Origin of the sequence: Hydrogenophaga sp. 5NK40-0174 (assembly GCF_040372165.1) — a bacterium.
Classification (GTDB): Bacteria; Pseudomonadota; Gammaproteobacteria; order Burkholderiales; family Burkholderiaceae_C; genus Hydrogenophaga.
On sequence record NZ_BAABWG010000002.1, the window covers coordinates 683,542 to 701,372 of the forward strand.

At 60.9% G+C, this 17,831-nt stretch carries 21 protein-coding genes; 15 read left to right on the forward strand and 6 right to left on the reverse strand.

The window, feature by feature from the left end:
* Nucleotides 1-63: 63 nt before the first annotated feature.
* On the reverse strand, nt 64-987 hold the full coding sequence (locus ABWV89_RS08900) for a hypothetical protein (RefSeq protein WP_353395906.1): 924 nt from the start codon (nt 985-987) through the stop codon (nt 64-66).
* A 153-nt stretch (nt 988-1,140) separates the two neighbouring features.
* Here ABWV89_RS08900 and ABWV89_RS08905 point away from each other — a divergent pair, with 153 nt between their 5' ends.
* The 4 genes from ABWV89_RS08905 to ABWV89_RS08920 all read left to right on the forward strand — a co-directional run bounded on the left by ABWV89_RS08905 (nt 1,141) and on the right by ABWV89_RS08920 (nt 3,131).
* Nucleotides 1,141-1,491 carry a DUF1304 domain-containing protein gene (locus ABWV89_RS08905; protein WP_353395907.1) on the forward strand — a complete coding sequence of 117 codons (351 nt, stop codon included), beginning with the start codon at nt 1,141-1,143 and terminating at the stop codon, nt 1,489-1,491.
* 103 nt (nt 1,492-1,594) lie between these two features.
* Nucleotides 1,595-2,554: an NAD(P)H-dependent flavin oxidoreductase gene (locus tag ABWV89_RS08910; RefSeq protein WP_353395908.1), complete on the forward strand. Its 960-nt coding sequence runs from the start codon at nt 1,595-1,597 to the stop codon at nt 2,552-2,554.
* A 114-nt stretch (nt 2,555-2,668) separates the two neighbouring features.
* Nucleotides 2,669-2,809, forward strand: coding sequence for a hypothetical protein (locus ABWV89_RS08915; RefSeq protein WP_353395909.1), 141 nt, complete (start codon nt 2,669-2,671; stop codon nt 2,807-2,809).
* Between the two features lie 40 nt (nt 2,810-2,849).
* Nucleotides 2,850-3,131: a DUF427 domain-containing protein gene (locus ABWV89_RS08920; RefSeq protein WP_353395910.1), complete on the forward strand. Its 282-nt coding sequence runs from the start codon at nt 2,850-2,852 to the stop codon at nt 3,129-3,131.
* A gap of 26 nt (nt 3,132-3,157) precedes the next feature.
* Here ABWV89_RS08920 and ABWV89_RS08925 read toward each other — a convergent pair whose 3' ends face one another.
* The 3 genes from ABWV89_RS08925 to ABWV89_RS08935 form a co-directional block, all read right to left on the reverse strand.
* Nucleotides 3,158-3,514, reverse strand: coding sequence for a rhodanese-like domain-containing protein (locus tag ABWV89_RS08925; RefSeq protein WP_353395912.1), 357 nt, complete (start codon nt 3,512-3,514; stop codon nt 3,158-3,160).
* A 120-nt stretch (nt 3,515-3,634) separates the two neighbouring features.
* A complete protein-coding gene (locus ABWV89_RS08930; RefSeq protein WP_353395913.1) occupies nt 3,635-3,985 on the reverse strand; it encodes a GIY-YIG nuclease family protein in 351 nt (116 codons plus the stop codon).
* Nucleotides 3,972-4,361 (reverse strand): DUF2239 family protein, encoded by a 390-nt coding sequence (locus ABWV89_RS08935; protein ID WP_353395914.1) that lies wholly within the window; start codon nt 4,359-4,361, stop codon nt 3,972-3,974. The genes ABWV89_RS08930 and ABWV89_RS08935 overlap by 14 nt, the downstream gene beginning before the upstream one ends.
* A gap of 305 nt (nt 4,362-4,666) precedes the next feature.
* On the opposite strand from ABWV89_RS08935, the gene yghU reads away from it, so the two are divergent.
* The 6 genes from yghU (at nt 4,667) to ABWV89_RS08965 (ending at nt 11,406) form a co-directional block, all read left to right on the forward strand.
* The gene (gene yghU, locus ABWV89_RS08940) at nt 4,667-5,494 is read left to right on the forward strand and encodes a glutathione-dependent disulfide-bond oxidoreductase (RefSeq protein ID WP_353395915.1); all 828 of its coding nucleotides are present in this window, start codon (nt 4,667-4,669) and stop codon (nt 5,492-5,494) included.
* A gap of 138 nt (nt 5,495-5,632) precedes the next feature.
* Nucleotides 5,633-6,649 carry an ankyrin repeat domain-containing protein gene (locus ABWV89_RS08945; protein ID WP_353395916.1) on the forward strand — a complete coding sequence of 339 codons (1,017 nt, stop codon included), beginning with the start codon at nt 5,633-5,635 and terminating at the stop codon, nt 6,647-6,649.
* Between the two features lie 100 nt (nt 6,650-6,749).
* Nucleotides 6,750-7,715: a chemotaxis protein gene (locus tag ABWV89_RS08950; protein ID WP_353395917.1), complete on the forward strand. Its 966-nt coding sequence runs from the start codon at nt 6,750-6,752 to the stop codon at nt 7,713-7,715.
* Nucleotides 7,716-7,998: 283 nt separating this feature from the next.
* Nucleotides 7,999-8,481, forward strand: a complete 483-nt coding sequence (locus tag ABWV89_RS08955; RefSeq protein WP_353395918.1) for a tellurite resistance TerB family protein — start codon at nt 7,999-8,001, stop codon at nt 8,479-8,481.
* Between the two features lie 421 nt (nt 8,482-8,902).
* Nucleotides 8,903-10,696: a hypothetical protein gene (locus tag ABWV89_RS08960; protein ID WP_353395919.1), complete on the forward strand. Its 1,794-nt coding sequence runs from the start codon at nt 8,903-8,905 to the stop codon at nt 10,694-10,696.
* Between the two features lie 281 nt (nt 10,697-10,977).
* Nucleotides 10,978-11,406 (forward strand): hypothetical protein, encoded by a 429-nt coding sequence (locus ABWV89_RS08965; RefSeq protein WP_353395920.1) that lies wholly within the window; start codon nt 10,978-10,980, stop codon nt 11,404-11,406.
* Nucleotides 11,407-11,609: 203 nt separating this feature from the next.
* Here the strand turns inward: ABWV89_RS08965 and ABWV89_RS08970 are convergent, their stop codons facing one another.
* Both ABWV89_RS08970 and ABWV89_RS08975 read right to left on the reverse strand, forming a co-directional pair.
* Nucleotides 11,610-12,368, reverse strand: coding sequence for a hypothetical protein (locus ABWV89_RS08970; RefSeq protein ID WP_353395921.1), 759 nt, complete (start codon nt 12,366-12,368; stop codon nt 11,610-11,612).
* Nucleotides 12,369-12,568: 200 nt separating this feature from the next.
* A complete protein-coding gene (locus tag ABWV89_RS08975) occupies nt 12,569-13,234 on the reverse strand; it encodes a hypothetical protein (RefSeq protein WP_353395922.1) in 666 nt (221 codons plus the stop codon).
* A gap of 546 nt (nt 13,235-13,780) precedes the next feature.
* On the opposite strand from ABWV89_RS08975, the gene ABWV89_RS08980 reads away from it, so the two are divergent.
* The 5 genes from ABWV89_RS08980 to ABWV89_RS09000 all read left to right on the forward strand — a co-directional run bounded on the left by ABWV89_RS08980 (nt 13,781) and on the right by ABWV89_RS09000 (nt 17,694).
* The gene (locus tag ABWV89_RS08980; RefSeq protein ID WP_353395923.1) at nt 13,781-14,512 is read left to right on the forward strand and encodes a hypothetical protein; all 732 of its coding nucleotides are present in this window, start codon (nt 13,781-13,783) and stop codon (nt 14,510-14,512) included.
* 54 nt (nt 14,513-14,566) lie between these two features.
* Nucleotides 14,567-14,710, forward strand: coding sequence for a hypothetical protein (locus ABWV89_RS08985; protein ID WP_353395924.1), 144 nt, complete (start codon nt 14,567-14,569; stop codon nt 14,708-14,710).
* Nucleotides 14,711-14,909: 199 nt separating this feature from the next.
* Nucleotides 14,910-15,437, forward strand: coding sequence for a hypothetical protein (locus ABWV89_RS08990; RefSeq protein ID WP_353395925.1), 528 nt, complete (start codon nt 14,910-14,912; stop codon nt 15,435-15,437).
* 95 nt (nt 15,438-15,532) lie between these two features.
* Complete coding sequence (locus tag ABWV89_RS08995) at nt 15,533-16,393, forward strand: hypothetical protein (RefSeq protein WP_353395927.1); 861 nt, start codon at nt 15,533-15,535, stop codon at nt 16,391-16,393.
* 80 nt (nt 16,394-16,473) lie between these two features.
* Nucleotides 16,474-17,694, forward strand: a complete 1,221-nt coding sequence (locus ABWV89_RS09000; protein ID WP_353395928.1) for a hypothetical protein — start codon at nt 16,474-16,476, stop codon at nt 17,692-17,694.
* Nucleotides 17,695-17,831 lie beyond the last annotated feature (137 nt).

Sequence of the window (17,831 nt, forward strand, 5' to 3'; positions counted from 1 at the left end):
CGCGTTGGCGGAGCGCCAATTTCCCCCAACTGGGCAGCCGCTCAAGGGGGTATGCACACTGCTCTAGAAATACAAGGCCACTACCTCTTCCAGCACATCGTCTACCAGCACCGGCATGGCCAGCACAGACGCTATGCCTGGCGCCGGGGCTTTGTCTTCGGTCAGGAACTGAGCCTGCGCCACTGCGGTGCGCCATGCCTCTGCAATGGGGCTGGGTGCCTCAATGCTGTGCGTGGTGCCGTCGGCCAGATGTCCTTGCTGTTCGCAGAAGCCGCCAGAAAGCGTCAGCTTGTTCTTGCTGGACGTGTGCTTGCGCCAGACCTCTGTTCGCAAGGCGACGGGCGTTTCCTCCGCCGACAGCAAGGAAAACACCCAGGTATCAGTGCCCTTGGGACTGCACGGCATGGCCATGGCGCGGCCGATGCCGATGGCTTGTGCCAGCTCCTTGCGAAGAAAATGCCTGGACTCCGCCACATCGCTGACGCAGATCGCCTGGCCCTTCTGCCATGCCAGCCCGGGTATGCCGGTCCCCCGAGGCAGCCATCCGTCGCGCGTCAGGGCTTCGAGTTCTGCGGCCTTGGGCGAAGAGCCGAAATAGCCTTCCGCCAGGGATAGATCGGGCCCAATGCGGGCGTCGTTGTGCCAGAGCTCCACGGTGCCAATGGAGGACAAGGCCCCGCCCATGAGCAGCACGACCACGCAGCGCAATTGACGGTCCTGGAAGACTGGCAAGGCCACCGCGCAGGTCAGGTCGATCGCCCGGGCGGCTGCCGCACGTTTGAAATAGGTGCCGCTGAGCTCCCGCATCATGATCGGGTGGCCCTGATCCCAGGATCGCCCTGGAAGTCCTTCACCACGGGCGAAGATCATCTGCCGGGTCATGACTTCAAACGCACGCGCATCGGGGAACAGCCCGCTGGAGAGTTCAAGCGAAGCACCGTCGGCCGTGGGGACCCAGACTTCGGCAATGCGGATAAAGGTCTTCATGGGGTAGCCATAGCAACTATCGAGCCAGTGCACAGGCTGGTCGTCTGCGCCATGCACTATGCTGCCCGGTGAACTGTTAGGCTTTGCGGGCTTGCTTCTGCACAGCGTCCGCCGCCCTGCATTGCCGTCTTGCATCAATACTCAGAAATCCCGATGTCCACAATTGCTCTTGTTCTCTCGTTGCTCGTTGGCGCCATCCATGTCTACATCCTGGTGCTGGAGATGTTTCTCTGGGACACGCCCACGGGCCACAAGGCCTTCGGGCTTGAACCCTCATTCGCGACGGCAACCAAGGTGCTGGCGGCGAACCAGGGTCTTTACAACGGGTTTCTCGCGGCGGGCATTGGCTGGGCACTCTGGTTCGGCGACAGGGGAGGTTTGCTGTTTGTGCTGGGTTGCGTGGCTGTAGCAGGTGTCTACGGTGCGGCCACGGCCAGCCGGCGCATTCTGTTCATCCAGACATTGCCAGCGCTGGCGGCCATCGCTGCTGTCCTGGCTGCGTAACCGGTGTGACACGTCATGCGGGCGGTCGGCTGAAGAATGGTCGGAGCGCTGAACCAGGCACTTCGATCCTTCCTTCCTTCACATTCACCACAACCGCTGCTGCATGACCGACACCATCTCCCAGCCCCGCAACCGATTCCTCGCACACTCCGGCGCACGCTACCCCATCATCCAGGCGCCCATGGGCTGGATCGCCCGTGCACCCCTGGCCTCAGCGGTGTCGCGCGCGGGCGGGCTGGGCATCATCGAAACGTCTTCGGGTGAAACGGCCAATTGTCAGGCTGAAATCACCAAAATGGCCGAAACCGGCCTGCCTTTTGGCGTGAACCTGCCCATCAGGTTCCTCAAGGACGACGCCATGCTGCGTTTTGTCTGTGAGTCGGGTGTGCGCTTCGTCACCACATCCGCTGGAAGCCCCGCCAAGTTCATTGCTCCACTCAAGTCGGCTGGCATCACGGTGTATCACGCAGTACCTACGCTGGACGCCGCGCTCAAGTGCGCGGACGCCGGCATTGATGGCCTGGTGGTCGAAGGTGCGGAGGGTGGCGGCTTCAAGAACCCGGAAGAAGTGTCCACCCTTGTGTTGCTCCAGGCCATCCGGGCGCGCGTGGATGTGCCGCTGGTGGCAGCGGGCGGCATTGTGGATGGCCGCGGCATGGCTGCTGCTTTTGCGCTGGGCGCAGAGGCGGTGCAAATGGGGACGCGCTTTGTGGCCTGCGCCGAGAGCCCTGTGCACCACAACTTCAAACAGGCCATTGTCGAGGCAGGGGACACGGGCACCTGGGTGCTCAATCGTCAGTCCAGCCCGTGCATTCGTGCACTCAAGTCTGAGCGGACTGCCGCCATCCATGCAGCCGGCACCATGCCGCCCGACACCTTTGCGGGCATCCAGCGGGTGTACTTTGAAGGTGACATGGAAGCCGCGCCTGCACTGGCCGGACAAAGCGCGGCGCTGATTCACGAAGTGAAGACGGCAGCACAAATCATCGACGGCATGGTCCGCGAATTTCACGAGGCCGGAAAGCGCATGGGTCAGATGGCGCAGCAGCAGAGCTTCGGCTGATTGGCGGGCCAGCAACACCTGTCTCCAGGTCCATGAATCGCCCGGTGCGTTTCTGCCGGCTTTGAATTACCATGGCGCCAATTGCCGCACATTGCGGTGTTCAAAGGAGCCATCATGGGCAAAGAGCAGCGTAGCCAGAAAATGGTGAAGAAACCGAAAAAGGACCTTGGTGCACCCAAAGGGCCGGTGGTCTCGGACCGTCCGGTCGCACCCGTCACCTCCGTCATGCCCAAGGGCAAGGAGCGATACAAGTAAGCCTTCGGGTCGGCTGGCCCGAAGCCAAGGAGTTCAGGCCATGAAAGCCACCTGGAACGGCGCCGTGATCGCCGAAAGCGACGACACCGTCTTGCTCGAAGGTAACCACTATTTCCCCGAAGATTCCCTCAACCGGGACGTGGTGACCTTCAGCAACCACCGGACCACCTGCCCCTGGAAGGGGCAGGCCCAGTACTATTCCCTGCTGGTCAACGGGGAGCTCAATCCGGACGCCGCCTGGTATTACCCGGACCCCAAGCCTGAGGCCGAAGAGATCCGTGGCCGCGTGGCTTTCTGGAAGGGCGTCAGGGTCGAGGCCTGACGTCGGGCCTCTCCTGACGGATCAGCTCAGGACATGAGGTTGGTCCATTTGCCGATGTTGAACACGTTGGCATAGCCGTTCTTCTTGAGCATCAAGCGCGCCATGCCGCTTCGCGTGCCACTGGCGCAGCACAGCACCACCGGCACGTTGGTCGGTATTTCACCGAGGCGCTGACCCAGCTCCTGCAGCGGAATGTTCATCGCATCCGGTGCACTGCCTGCGGCGAATTCTGCGGGCGAACGCACGTCCACCAGCACGGCGCCCTGAGCCTTCAGTGCGGGCAGTTGCCCTTTGACACGCTGTGCGCTCCACCACTTGTAGCCGAACCAGGTTGCCAGCGCCATGAGTGGCCAGTACTGGCGGAAAAAGCTCTCGATATCCATGTTTTCCTTCGGTGATGCAGACACGCTGGTCGAACGGGGGCGAAAGGCCCACTATACACCTAGGAGTATGTATGCGAACGAGCCGGCAGGCAGGCGGGCGTGCAGTGCCAGTCCGAGGGGTCACAGGTATGAAGCGTCAGAGCCTGAGGGCATCCGCTGCTGCCATGCTTCCAGCCTGCGCTCCAGTTCCGCACGGTAGTTGAAGCCAGGGTCGGCCTGTTCCTTCAACTGCTCAAGCACTTCGAATGCGAACCGGCTTTCACCCATTGCTTTCCAGTCGCTCATCAAGGCTGGATTGCGGTGGCTCCCAAAGCGAAGTTCGGTTCGGTGCCGGTTCAAGGAACCCGGGAGGTTGGTGCTCATGCCAATCAGCTGCCGCCCCGATTGCAGGTTCCGAACGGCGTATATGCCCATCTCCGGGAACGCCAGTTTGTAGGCCTGCACCCTGGCTTTGCGGTCAACCTTGTCCATGGAGGGGGTTCCACGCTTGCGCTGCCAAATCGGTGATCGGCTGCGCCACTTCTGGTGGCCAGCCATCTGCCAGCGAGCCCAGTCGGAAGAGGTCGCCGCCAAACAGCGCGCGACAGGCTTCTTCGAAGTGGGGCCGGTCGCCGGCAAGGTCGCGCATCAGGTAATAGCAGTCTTCCTTCAGGCGTTCGGCTCGGTGCCTTCCATGCACGTCACGTCGGGCGTTGTTCACCAATTGGCGCAAGCTGGCACCAGCGCTTCGCGGCTGCGCATCGAGCCATGCCCATTGTCGGGGCAGCAAGGCCACGCTGCGCGTTTCCAGCTGGGTCGCTGGTGGCCCTGCAGCAGTGGGAAGAGAGGGGTTTTTGATTTCAGACATGTGTATCTCCTTTGTTGAGAAAAGTTGGGTCTTAGGTGGCTGACGGCGAGGCGGGTGGCCTCGTCAAGCGGCAGGAATCTTCCTGGCGCCCGTCAGACAGCTAATTATTACCCGGGTAATAATGTTGCGTCAATATTACCCGGGTAAAAAACAACGGTTGCGGTCGACCAATGAGTGGCCTGGGTGGTGTGATGGGTGCGATGGGTGTGATGGGTGTGAGCCGTCCTCACCCTGACTTTTCAGCTGCCAATCGGGTTACACACGTTTGCTGAAGGGATTTGCTCCTGTGCCCTAGGATCGCAGCCATGAGCACCAAAACCACCCCCTACACCCCTCCTGCCGTCTGGACCTGGGATCAGGCCAGTGGCGGCAAATTCGCCAACATCAACCGCCCCATTGCCGGACCGACGCACGAGAAAGAACTGCCGGTGGGCAAGCACCCGCTGCAGCTCTATTCCATGGGCACGCCCAACGGCGTGAAGGTGACGGTGATGCTTGAAGAGTTGCTGGCCCAGGGCCACACTGGCGCCGAGTACGACGCATGGCTCATCAAGATCAGCGAGGGCGATCAGTTCTCCAGCGGCTTTGTCGAAGTCAACCCCAACTCCAAGATCCCGGCCCTGCTCGACCGCAGTACCGAAACACCCACCCGAGTGTTCGAGTCCGGCGCGATCCTGCTGTACCTGGCCGAAAAGTTCAGAGCCTTTTTGCCCAAGGACTTTGCCAAGCGCACCGAAACGCTGAACTGGCTGTTCTGGCAAATGGGCTCAGCCCCTTATGTGGGTGGTGGATTTGGCCACTTCTATGCCTATGCACCCGAGAAGTTCGAGTACCCAATCAACCGCTTTGCCATGGAAACCAAGCGCCAGCTCGACGTGCTCAACCGGCACCTGGCTGACAAGTCCTATATGGCGGGCGACGAATACTCCATCGCCGACATCGCCATCTACCCCTGGTACGGCAACATGGTCGAGGGCAAAGCCTACGAGGCAGGCGAGTTCCTCTCGGTGCACGAGTACAAGCACGTGCAGCGCTGGGCAGCGTCCATTGCCGAGCGTCCGGCTGTGCAGCGGGGTCGCCGCATCAATCGCACGTGGGGTGATGCGTCAGAGCAAGTGCCTGAGCGCCATTGATTCAGAGCGCTGACCAGCCCTCTACAGGCGTGTGTCATCATTCCCGCATGTCATACATGAAGAGCGGGAGTGAGTATGGAACGAATTTGCGGGGCGGCCGGCGAAAGGCCATGCACTGGAGCCACCAGCACCCCGTGGATGGCGGTTTTGGTAGGCACGGCGCTGAGTCTGGCACTTTGCGTGACGCCGGCTCTCTCGCAAGGCAGTTCGGGCGCGCCTGAAGTGGTGAAGCCTGGTGGGGCACTGGCGGCCCTCAAGCACCGCTCTGAGCTGCGTGACTATGCCCGGAAGATGGTGCAAGGCGAACTGTCCGCGCCTGAAGTGGCCGACTACATCACCAAAGGTGGTAGCTACCAAGCAGCCAGGTCGTACGACAGCACCCGGGACTTCCTGGTGGGTGCAGCAGGCGGGTCTGTTTTGCGCTTCTTCATCGACGGACCCCACGTGTCCGGCACGCGGCTCCCACCGGACCGGCTCGAGAGTCTTGCGCTGCTTCTCGAAGCAGGGGCTGATCCCAACCTGCTCTCGGAAGACAGTGGCCTGCTTGGTGCAGCCCAGTTGTCCCCCACACTGTTCGCAGCGGCGGGAAATGATCTGCCGGCGCTCAGGCTTCTGGTCGCCAAGGGCGGCAAGCTCGATCAGCGCGAGCAGAAGTACGCCGCGACCTATGGGCCGGCACTGGCACTTGCCACCCGCTCAGACGTGCTCGATTTTTTGTTGGCCAGTGGCGCAAACCTGGGCTTCAAGGACGACAGTGGCGCCAACCTCATGCTGATGACCGTTGAGCAGGCCTACGGCTCGTCAGTACTGGACCGCGTACGCTGGCTGCTTGCCCAAGGCGTTTCGCCGCTGGCACAGGATCAGCATGGCACCCATGCTGTGAAGCGTGCGGGCGAACTGCTCAAGCTGGCACAGTCACAGTCTGCCCTGGCGCATCAGGAGCATGAGCAGCACCTGAAAGAAGCGCGGGAGGCGATCTGGCCGGGCATGGGTCTGGATGAAAAGCGTCTGGCAGAGCGCCGCCAGGCACTGGAAGCGGATCGCGTAGCCGAGTGGGAGCCCATCTCCCGCATGCACACTGAGAGGCTTTCACGCCTCGATGCCGTCCGCCAGGCGCTGTTGAATGCTGCCCAGGAACGAAAACCTATGAATTAAGGGGATTTCCCCTCATTCATGGGCCATTTCGTGCCGATATAGAAGGCTTAATCTGCGTGGATTGTCCACCGGAACCCACTGGAGCCTACCGGAGCCATCTATGTCAGCCAGCATGATCAACACCCTGCACGACGTCAACGAGCGTACCAATCTCACGTCCAACAATCAGTTCGAACTGATGCTGTTTCGCCTGGGCGAGGCGCCGGGAAGTGACCGCCGCGAGCTCTTTGGTATCAACGTGTTCAAGGTGCGGGAGCTGCTGGTCATGCCCAAGATCACCAAGGTGGCCAACTCGTCACCTCAAGTGCTGGGGGTGGCCGACATCCGGGGGCAGGTGATTCCCGTCATTGACCTCCCAGCCATGGTGGGCTGCAACCCCAAGCGCGGCCACAACATCCTGCTGGTGACAGAGTACGCCCGCTCCACCCAGGCCTTTGCGGTGGAAGAGGTCGCTGAGATCGTGCGGCTCGAATGGAGCAACGTGCTGGCCGCCGAAGGCAATGGTGGCGATCTGGTCACCAGCATCGCCAAGATCAAGGGCGAAGACGAACAGGTCAGCCTGGTTCAGGTGCTCGACGTCGAGCAGATTCTCCGCAACGTCTTCCCGGGCAATGTGCAAGAGACCATCGATGAGGACATGAAGGACAGCGTCAAGCTGCCCGACGGAACCTTTGTGCTGGCCGCAGATGACTCCCCCGTGGCCCGCATGATGATCGAGCAAGGCCTGACCGCGATGGGCGTTCCGTTTGTCATGACCAAGACAGGGCAGGAAGCCTGGGAACGCATCCAGGCCATTGAAGCCGAGGCACATGCGGCCGGCGGCACCGCCAGGGACAAGGTTGCACTGGTGCTGACCGATCTGGAAATGCCTGTGATGGATGGATTCACGCTCACGCGCAACATCAAGCAGGATGCACGCTTCAAGAACATTCCGGTGGTGATCCACTCTTCGCTCACCGGCACCACCAACGAAGGGCATGTGGCCTCGGTGGGAGCAGACGCCTATGTGGCCAAATTCATGGCGTCCGAACTGGCGGCGGCGCTCAAGCAGGTGATGCACCACTGACCTGCAAGGCGCGAAAGGCGTCTGATGGAACGGTCGCACCCCAAACCAAAGGCCCCGCTTGCGGGGCCTTTGTCTTGCGTCTGTGCCTCGCGCTGTATCCTGTGTGTGAAATGGGCTCGGTCGGACGCACAGTCGTGCGCACAGGGGAACCAACCAGGCCTCACGCGAATCCGTCAAAGGCCATTGGAGACCGTTTCACACGATCGTCTCGTATCGCCCATACGGTCTCCGCCCCACACCGATTGATAGACCCCGACCTGAACAGAAGCCCAAGAACACCGCCATGCTCCGAACCCTGAAAGAACTGCTCGACAATGCGCTCTCGCCACAAGTGGCACCCACGGCAGAGGAGCAGGCCAGGGCCTTGCACCTCGCTACGGCAGTGCTGCTGGTTGAAGTGATGCGGGCAGACCACGACATCGGCCGTGAAGAGAAGCAGGCTGTGCTCGGTGCGCTCAGGTCGCGCTTCGACCTGCCTGCGCAAGCGCTGGAAGAACTCATGGCCCATGCCCAGGAGACGGCCCGGACCGCCAACGACTTTCATGCTTTCACCAGCCAGATCAACGAGCGTTTCACGCACCCCAAGAAGGTCGAGCTCGTGGAGAGCCTGTGGCACGTGGCCTATGCCGATGCGCACCTCGATGCGCACGAGAACCACGTCATCAGCAAGGTGGCAGGCCTGCTGCACGTGACGCACGGCGAGTACATCGCAGCCAAGATGCGGGCGAAGACGGCGGCAGACAGCGGCACCGGCCGCCAGCAGTAGCCCTCGCCCTGGTACCGGCTCCAGTACCAGCAACCCCATCCCCATCCCCAGGAACATCATCCGGATGGATTCCCACGCCTTGAGGAGGCGCTCCGAACCCATGGGGCGCTGAGGCCGCGTTACGCGGGGGCTGTGGCGTGCGTGCCCGTGTGTCTCTCCTTCTTTGGCTCATCTTGCAAGGGGATGCCACCCACAGGCATCCGGCATAGATTTGCCCTCGTCAGCCGGAGCAGGGCCGGCCTGGCACGACGTGCGAAGCACGTGCGCAACCCACCAAAGAAGAAGACATCGCGAACGAAGACGGCTGCGTGCTGAAGGCTGACTGCCTGTTTGAAGTTGCCCGGTTCGGCCACTGTGCAGCGCGCACGCTCCTCACCCACACCATCTTTTCCTGGCAGCTTCGATTCATGGAGACCCTGATATGCCTTTGGATACCGATGCCCGGCGCCCGGCGCTGGCCAATGCCTCTTTCTTATCCTCCTCCGCTCTTTCGGGCGCGAGCCTGGCCACGCGCGAACTCATCGAGGCCAACCGCCTGAGGCGGCTCGAGTTCAAGCGAAACCCTGAAACGTTCTACCCCTGGTGGCGCCGCTGTACCGTCAAGGTTCTGCTCGTCACGGACGGTGGCCTCGACTTCGGTGAAGGCGATTTCGGCCTGTCCACCTTTGTGCGCAGCCTCAAGGACCATGCGCCGAGCCGCATTCGTTTTGAGCTCACGCTCGCGCACATCAAGCCGGTCACAGATGCGCAGATGCTCGACGGCGAGGCCGGTATCGCCCGGCGCATCAAGCAGTTCCGCTTCGACAACGCCAGCCACTTCACCGCGGACATGTATGACGAGGTCTGGCTTTTTGGTGTCGATCCAAGCTACTCCAACAGCAATGGTCGGGGGCCGCACCTCGCGCCGGCCGAGCTGGCCGCCATTCACGAACACATGCAGCGTGGCGGCGGTGTCTTCGCCACGGGCGACCACGGCAAGCTGGGCAACGCCTTGTGCGGTGCGATCCCCCGTGTGCGCAACATGCGCTACTGGAACGACTTTCCCAGCTCCGAAGACGATCAAAACCAGGTCAGCATGAAAGGGCCGAAGCGCAACGACTCCAACCAGGAAGGTCACGATACCGGACTGTCATTCAGCGACCAAAGCGACGATGTGCCGCAGCCGCTTGACCTGAAGCTTTATTCCTCCTGGGTGGGTGTCTTCCGCAAGGCGCGCTACCCGCACCCTGTGATGTGCGGCCGCACGGGGCGCATCAATGTATTTCCCGATCACCCTCACGAAGGTGAGGTGCGCGTGCCACCCGATCTGAACCTGTCTTTCGGGGGCGCACCGGAATATCCGGACGACGGCAACGGTGTGCAAGTGGTGCCCGAGGTGGTGGCCACGGGCCACGTCAATGCGGGCAATACGACCCGGTCTACAGGCCCCAACCCCAACAAGACACCCACCTACCCCCACAATTTCGATGTGGTCAGTACCTATGACGGCCACCGGGCTGGTGGGGTCGGTCGCGTGGCGTGCGACTCCACCTGGCACCACTTCGTCAACGTCAACCTCATTGGCGTGGTCGAGGGTGGCCTGTTCGACGAGTTTGAAGACGCCCCCGACCACCCCAGCAAGCACGATGGCTTCCTTAGCTCACCCGCAGGGCAGGCTGTGCTCGCCAAAATTCGCAACTACTACACCAACGTCGGTGTCTGGATCGCACCGCCAGAACGCCACCAGTGCTTCAATCAAAACGTATGGTGGGAAGTCCTGTTTACCGAGCATCTGGTGGAATCCACGCTCACCACGCTGGAGGTTGAACTGGAGCGAATTTCTCCCTCGACGCTCATGCACATCGGCACGCATGCCCGCGACGTTTTCGGCCGCCGCGCCAGCCAGTGCCAGTCGCTCCAGTGGGTACTCTCCTGGGCGCGCGAGTTCATCGAAATCGATTTGCTAGACCCGTGGGACCCGGTGGTGCGAAAGCTGCTGGAGAAGGGTGATCCACCACTGCCAGTATTCGACGCCATGCCCATTGTGGACGTCGCGCTCGGCGCCGCCCTGGTGTCCATGCGCCAGGCCTTCATGGACCCGCCCGAGAAAATTACCGCGCGCCACGACAAAGCGGCCATCAAGGCCATCAGGAAAGGTTCGCAGTACGGATTCGAGCTGGCCAGCAAGCTGGGCGTGAAGCAGTGCAAGAGCATGTCGGCCATGTTGAAGGCATAGGTGGCGTAGCTGGCCGTCAAGGGCCCAGTCCCTGACGGCCAGCCCGGCAAACGGGGCGAGCAGATCCGCGTGCCCCGTGTCTGCCGCTCATCGGTTCATGTGAGGGAAAACGCGGTCAAAACTAGGGGAAACCCGGCAGAAATCCCCCGTGCCCGTTTGATCAATTCCGCCCCCGGGTCTAGGCTGGTGTTGTCTGGCGGCCGGATGACTGGCGTGTCTTCGCCGGGCCGTTGACCTGCTGCCTGCCAGACTCTGTTGGCTTCACCTGAAAGGAGAACGACATGGGACTGCTGAACAAGATCTTTGGACACAAGGACGACTTTCCGCCACTGCCCGCTGGCAGCGAAGCGGGAGACACCATCACCGAGCTTCGAGAGCCGCTGGAAGAGCTGGTGCACAAAGTGAGCGGCCATCTGGAAGTGGTGCCCGCCGAACACGAAGCCTTCGTGTTTCTCGGCCACCCACCGAAACGCTTTGGCATCGCCTGGATTCACGACGGGCAGGTTACCGGGCTCCGGGAGTTTGCGCAGGAGCACGGCCTCTCTGACATCGAGATGGGCAAAGTGCTGGTCAAGCTCGGCGAAGCCTATCAGCATGCCAGCGAAATGCCGCGCTACACCGCCGAGGTGGCCGGCAAACAAATGGTGGTGATTCCTTCCAAGGGCCTGGAGCAGGAGATGCACCAGATTCTGGAAGAGACCTACCACTGACGCAAAAGAGCAAGGCCTGAAAGAACACCAAGATCGCCAAGAAGAACAAGAAACAGAAGAAGAACAACAACAACGAAACAAGGACAACAACAGCTCCCACTTCGGGGGAGACTTCTTCGCGCCCGGGGCCAGCAGCGCCCCGGGAGCAGCCACCTCTGGGCCCTGGCTCACGCACTCACTTGCTCACTTGCTCTCTCCGCCGCCTACCGGTTCTCGCCAAGCAGCCTCAGCCTCACTTCAAAGCGCCCTGCGCAGGAACTGTTCGCCTGAGACCTGATGGCGCGGTCGTAGGGCTCGATGGTCAGACGAAGTCTGAACGTGTCACCCGTGATGCTCGCCAGCATCTCGGAGGTCACGTTGATTGGTCTGACGCCTGACAGTGGTATCTGAAACTGGCTGCTGTTGCCGGCAATGGCCAAATCGGTGGAGTTCTGCCAGGGTAGCTCGGCACCTGACTCGGCCGGGCGCCAGCCCCGTGCGTTGAAGGTGCGAACCACGAAGCCGCAATGCGCGCGGGTCTCTCCGCTCCAGCCTCCGGAAACGGCAGGCCCCCATTGCTTGGCCTCGGTGACCGATATCGGAAACACGGGGTCGAACGACACCACTTCCAGAAATGCGGTGGCGATGTTGCCGCGAAGCGCCGGGTCAATCGTTCCGGAGAACTCGAACTGACCCTGCGCACGCACGATGGCCAGGCGGTTACAGGGGATGGGTTGCCTGCCAGGGTTGAAAAATGTCAGGAACCCCGCCATGACCCTGCCGGGTACATCGGGTCTCCGCTCGATGGATGGATACACAGGCTCCCATAGACGGCCACAGAACGCCGTGGACTCATATGTCTCTAGCGTCTCTGCGACGCCAACAGCTGGGTCTGTGAAAACCTGCTCGACACACCCTGCAAGCAGCACACACCCGATCAGCAGCCAGTGCTTGCACCCAGCAAAAGTGAATGACGTTTTCATGGCTGGCATCTCCTTTGGAGAAAGAACGCGTTGCAGTGCGAACGCTCAGCGATTCTGATCCTGAGCCAGCCACTTGCCATCCCAAGCTTTGTTGATGTGGGCATGGCCTTGGCGAATCAGGGGAGTCTTCCTCCCCTGATTGCCGGAAACAGCCATCTCGGGAGCAGCCCAAACTCCCGATCAAACAGTGTCAAGGCTGCTTACTGCGGGGCACAGGCTGCAAAAGGGCTGCTGCCTTGAAAGTCTCGCGCCATTCCTGTCTGCCATGAGCCAAGACAGGCTTCATCGATTCTGACCGCAGCGAAATCCTTGTTTGCACTTCCGCTGGGAATGCGTGACGCTTGCGCGGTGACATCCAGCCACGACTGGATGCGTGCGGCCGCCCTGGCGTCGATGTCCTGAACGCACGGAATCACCTGCGATGCAACGGTTTTGAGCAAGGCGTTGCACGCCGGGCCATCCGACAGTTCGCCCGACAACTCACCCGACGATGGGCTGGTCTCACTGGATTGGCTGGTTTGGCTGTTGTTGTCGGCCATGGCGTGTGGTGCATCCGTTGGAGCAGCAGCCCCCTTCACAGGCTGGTTGAGCCTCAGCTCCCAAAACGGCTGGGAGTCGCCGGTATTGGTTCTGACCGCCGCCCCAAACTGTGCCTCATACGTGACCCGCCGAGGTTCCAGGGCGCCTGCGGGTGTGCAGGCTGCGTCGTAAACCACCTTGGCGTCGTCATAGCTGGCCGGCGTTCGATAGCTATCGTCTGGCCAGTTCGTGCTTTGAATGCCCATCAGCTCACAGCCATTGGCCTGGGCAGCACTGCGCACCTCTGCCTCCCCGGGTGGCTGGTCCAACAGTCTTTGCTGGCCCATGCTTGCGTTGGCCACGCTGCCTGGATTCAGTGGCGCCTGATCCGGCGATGCCGGAGAACGCGAATCACAAGCGCTGAGTAGGGCGGCCAAACCGACGACGAACATAACTTTCGAGGTCGAGGTCAAAGTCAACGTGGCAATGCGGTGTTTCATCTGAGCTTCCAAAAGTCCCGAGTTTGAGTCGGCGGGATTGTGGCACGAGCCCGCCAGTGTGGCGAAGGGTTCTGAAGAGTCCATAAATCGAAACCCACCAGTACCTTCATCTGTTTTGTGTAGGTGCTGACAGGGCGCTCTGATGAATCATCCCCTAAGCGGGGTAGGCTTGTTTCCAATTGTGGTGAGGAAGCAAAAGAGGAGGTCGCCGTTGGTGCGAGTTGGCTGGGTTTCTTGAAGCCAGCTCAGCCAGAGGCGAATCAGAAGATCACGATGGCATTGTTGAAACAGAAGTCAGCGTCTCATCAACAGCGGCGACCAAATTCAGAATTTGGGCAACATCATTGGAACTTGCCACTGCGCTTGAACGCTCGGTGTTTGCTTGCCAGTGTTGTGTTGATCTTAGCCGGTCTGTTCTTCGGTCAAGCATGGGCGCAGTCAGCAGATCAAGCGCCTCGCGTCACTGCCATTGGCACTCAGCCTTCCAGAGCCGAGGAGGACGATCGCGTTTGGTTGTATTCGCGTGCCGTCAGTGTGCCGTTTCCGCCAGAGTGGACCTACGAGCTCGACGATGGAAGTGCACAGCTGAAGAATGGCAAAGGTGGGCAGATCATTCTTCGCCTGGCCGACTTTGTGGCTGAGAAAGGCGGTGCCAGCGAGGATGCCGTCATCCATCCGATGAGAAATGAGATGGGAAGAGAGTACGTGCTCAACAACCTGCGCATGTACCTCCACATGCGCCCCATCATCTATCCAGACACGGCCGTGTATCTGGTGCCCTACCGGCACAAAACGCTATCGAAGGGCGTGTCCGTCGAATCTGCCGTCACCCTGATGGTTGACGAGAGCACGAAACCTGGCGGCAAGGCGTTCGCTGTGCCCACTGTCATGGGTCACAAGGGCAACCACTTCTTCCTGATGTCTTCCATTGTCGAAGTGACGCTCTCCAAGAGCGCTGTGTGGCTGGGCAAGAAAAGAACGCAGGGGCCAGTCGACAGCAAAGAAGCAAGCCCCATGGGCAAGAACGAAGTGGATGCAGCCTTTGCCAAGGCCATCAGCACCGAATGGAAGCCGATGTTTGAGCTGCTGATGACAGCGGCGGAAACGGCGGAATGGGAGCAATGAACGTCACGCAGGGCTGCTGGGGGCAAAAGGCAAGACCCGACCCCAGAACCACGCATGGACCCGCCCGAGAAAATCACCGCGCGCCACGACAAAGCAGCCATCAAGGCCATCAAGAAAGGCTCCAAGTACGGCTTCGAGCTGGCCAGCAAACTGGGCGTGAAGCAGTGCAAGAGCATGTCGGCTTTGCTCAAGGGCTGAAGCAGGCTTTGGTTTGCCATTGAAGGAAAGGGACAGGCCAACACCTGTCCTTTTTTTGCGTCATGCTTCGCTCCTCTTCGAACCGGTCGTGCCATAAGTCACGAGTGCGATGGCAGATGCGCCCGCCCGATGCGGGGCCACTCGGTACCAGCCTTACTCTGGCCAAGTGTGTGTGCTGAACGCAAAGGGAGCCGGGAAAATGAAGACCAAGTGGAGGCGTCGGAGTATCCGCGCGACGGGTGTGCTGGCGGTGTCGATCGCGATGGCCTTGAGTGGCTGTGCCGTCAGCCGCGCACAGTTCAATCGAGAAAAGCACAGCTTGCGCGATGACGAAGTGTGCAGAGCGTCCTTGGCGGCCCGGAAAGCGACGGATTTCGACTACCAGGATGAGATCGGCGAGGAGCTCATGCGCAGGGGCATCCCGTTCGAATCCTGTTCGTCGATCGTGGCCACGGCCGATCGGCGCGCTGCCGCTGCTTTTGTTGGGGTACTCGCTGCCGCCACCGTCGTCGCTGCTGCCCGGCATCAAGGCAGTGGCGGAGGCGCCTACTATGGTGGCGCGCCGCATGACTACGACTGGGCCTGGGATCAGTTTTACGACCAGCACGGCAACCTGGTCTGGGCGTGCCGCGGTCGGCAAAGCGGTCAGTTCTCCCATCTGGACCAGTGCCGGTTCAAGCTCAAGGCCGACAACACCTGGCCTTCCAAGCGCGCCTGGGGCCGTTGAGCATTTCTCGCCTCAGCTCCGTGCGTAAGCAGGGTGTGGTTCCCGCTCTTGTCTACAATGCGCAGATACACAAAAACACATTTGGGAGGATCTGAATGAACAGCAAGCACAAGCTTGGCGCTGCGCGCGGGCGCGCCAAATCTGTCGCCACCACCACCACAACAACAAGAACAAAAGCCATCGCTCTGGCCGCTGCGTGTCTTTTCGCCCTTGGCCTGTCGGCTGCCCATGCCGATCAAGAGGTGTCGGTGGGCCGTGTCGATGTGCAGTTGCCTGGTGAAGGGTGGCGCGTCGTCTCCATCGATGACCGCGGAAACCGACTCGTTGGGCCGGGCCTTGATTACCGCCAGACAGCTGAATCCAAAGTCATGGTGCACCTAGGCGAGGACAAGGTTTTGAACGCCTTGGTGGTGGTTCGGGCCAACGTCTCAGGCCGGGGGCGGTCTTCCGGGGTGCGCTACCCCGGCGCCAAGTGCGTTGGCCCATCCGAGATGTTCTCTGAAGGCGACCCCACCACGCCGGCGCCCACCTCTTTCCGTTGCCTCCAAGTCACTGCCGAGCACGACCTTGCTTCCTCGCCGGCCCTGGATGACGCCACCAAGGCTGCGATCGCAAAAGAAGGGTGGGTGCTTCCACCATCCGTCTTCTTCGCGACGGCCAGCCAGTATGCCAACACGGCAGCCTTTGCACATGTCGTGGCCGTGGTTCGCCCCCTGGCACCCATGGGCGCTCCCGGCACGGGCGATTCAGAGACGGCACTGCCTCCAGGTGTTTCAGCATCCAGCGTTCAGTGGGCGCGGCAACTGCAGGAAGCGGTGACCGACAGCGTGTACAGCTTCGGTGGCGACCTGGAAGTGCCGCCGCTGAAATATGCAGAAGCCGTTGCGCAGGCAACCGAGACGCCAGCGCCGGCATCAGAACCAGCGCCCGAAGCAGCCGAAAAGCCGGCTGAGTGAGCTTGGCTGGCGTGGCGAAGGCTGCACATGCTGCAACCATCGCCACAGCCCGTGACCGTCGAGACTATGGGAGGGAAGCAATGACCACAAACAATGCCAAGGGCGAGAAGGTCGTCGCTGATAAGACCAGCGACGATAACGCCGGCGCTGATTCTGCTTCCGGTTTCGGCACCGAACGAATGTTGGGCTCGTTTTACCGTGCCGGGCAAACCGCGTTGCGCAGCCTGAAAGAGCTGCCACTGGCACCGATTGGCGTGGGCGCCACCAGCCTTGGCCTGCTGCTGCTCTACTGGTACTTCTGGAGCATTGGGTATGTCCCGGCGGAGTTTGGCGCGGTGGCTACGCTGGCAGGCATTGCCTTTGCCATGGTGGTTGTCTATGTAGCCTGGGTCGGCTTGGCCCTGGTCGGGCCGTATGTCTTGTACCAACGGAGTCTGTCGCCGTTTGCATCGGTGGAAACGGCTGAAGATTGCCCTCAATCTGTGCGGGCTTTCGACTGGCACCTGCTAGGGCTTCAAGTCGGTGGCGTTGGGTTCTCTATCTGTGCGATGGCTGCGGTGCAAACAGCCCGATGCAGTCCTCATGCGAGCTTTTGGTGGAAGGTTGGATTGCCGTTGTTCGCGGCATTGCTTCTTGCCTGCGTGAGTCTGATGAAGCAACCGCACAACCGCCGTTCGCGTTGGAGCACTTTAAGCAACTGCTTGATAACGGCTGGCTTCTCGACGATAGCAGTGAGCGTTTTCTTCGACCTGTTCTTGTCTCCGCCAGGAGCAGGGTCGTGGTTGCAGGTCACTGCAATGGCGGTGGTTCCACTGGTACTGTTTGTGGCGAATGCTTGGGCAGTCTCCCGAATCCCTGCGCTTGTCTGGGGCGTTGCGCTTTCCTTCATGTTGCCCGCACTGCTGTACTTCTTGCCCGACCTTGCGGGACATAAGAATTACCTCCCGCGAAAGATCGCAAACCTCGCCGGTATCAGCGATGCCAAACCATCCTTGCTTCTCGTCGATGCCTCCACCTGCCAGCTGGTCGCTTCTGCAGTCAATCTGAATCCTGATGCCTCAGGCACCTACGCGTGCGAGGAAGGCAAGCCATGGCAACCTATCCATGTCCATGTGCTCTCTACCGTCGGTTCCAAATGGTTGCTCGACGTGTTGCCTCCCGTTGGCAACTCAGCCATGGCTTCGACACCGAGCAACGCGAACAGTCAACAGCCTTTGGCGCGTGTGTCCGTGAGTGCATCGTCCGTGCAGCGCATCGAGGTGCATGAAGCGCCTGTGAGCCATTGCCCGATTTCGCAGTGAGACGCTTCGCGGAATGCCTGCCGCTGGAACCCTTGAGTACCTTCCTCCCTTTTGTGTAGGTCCTGACAGGCCCGCACTTCGCACCATCCCCAAAGCGGGGTAGGCTTGTTTCCAATTGTTATTGGGCGAGTTCGATT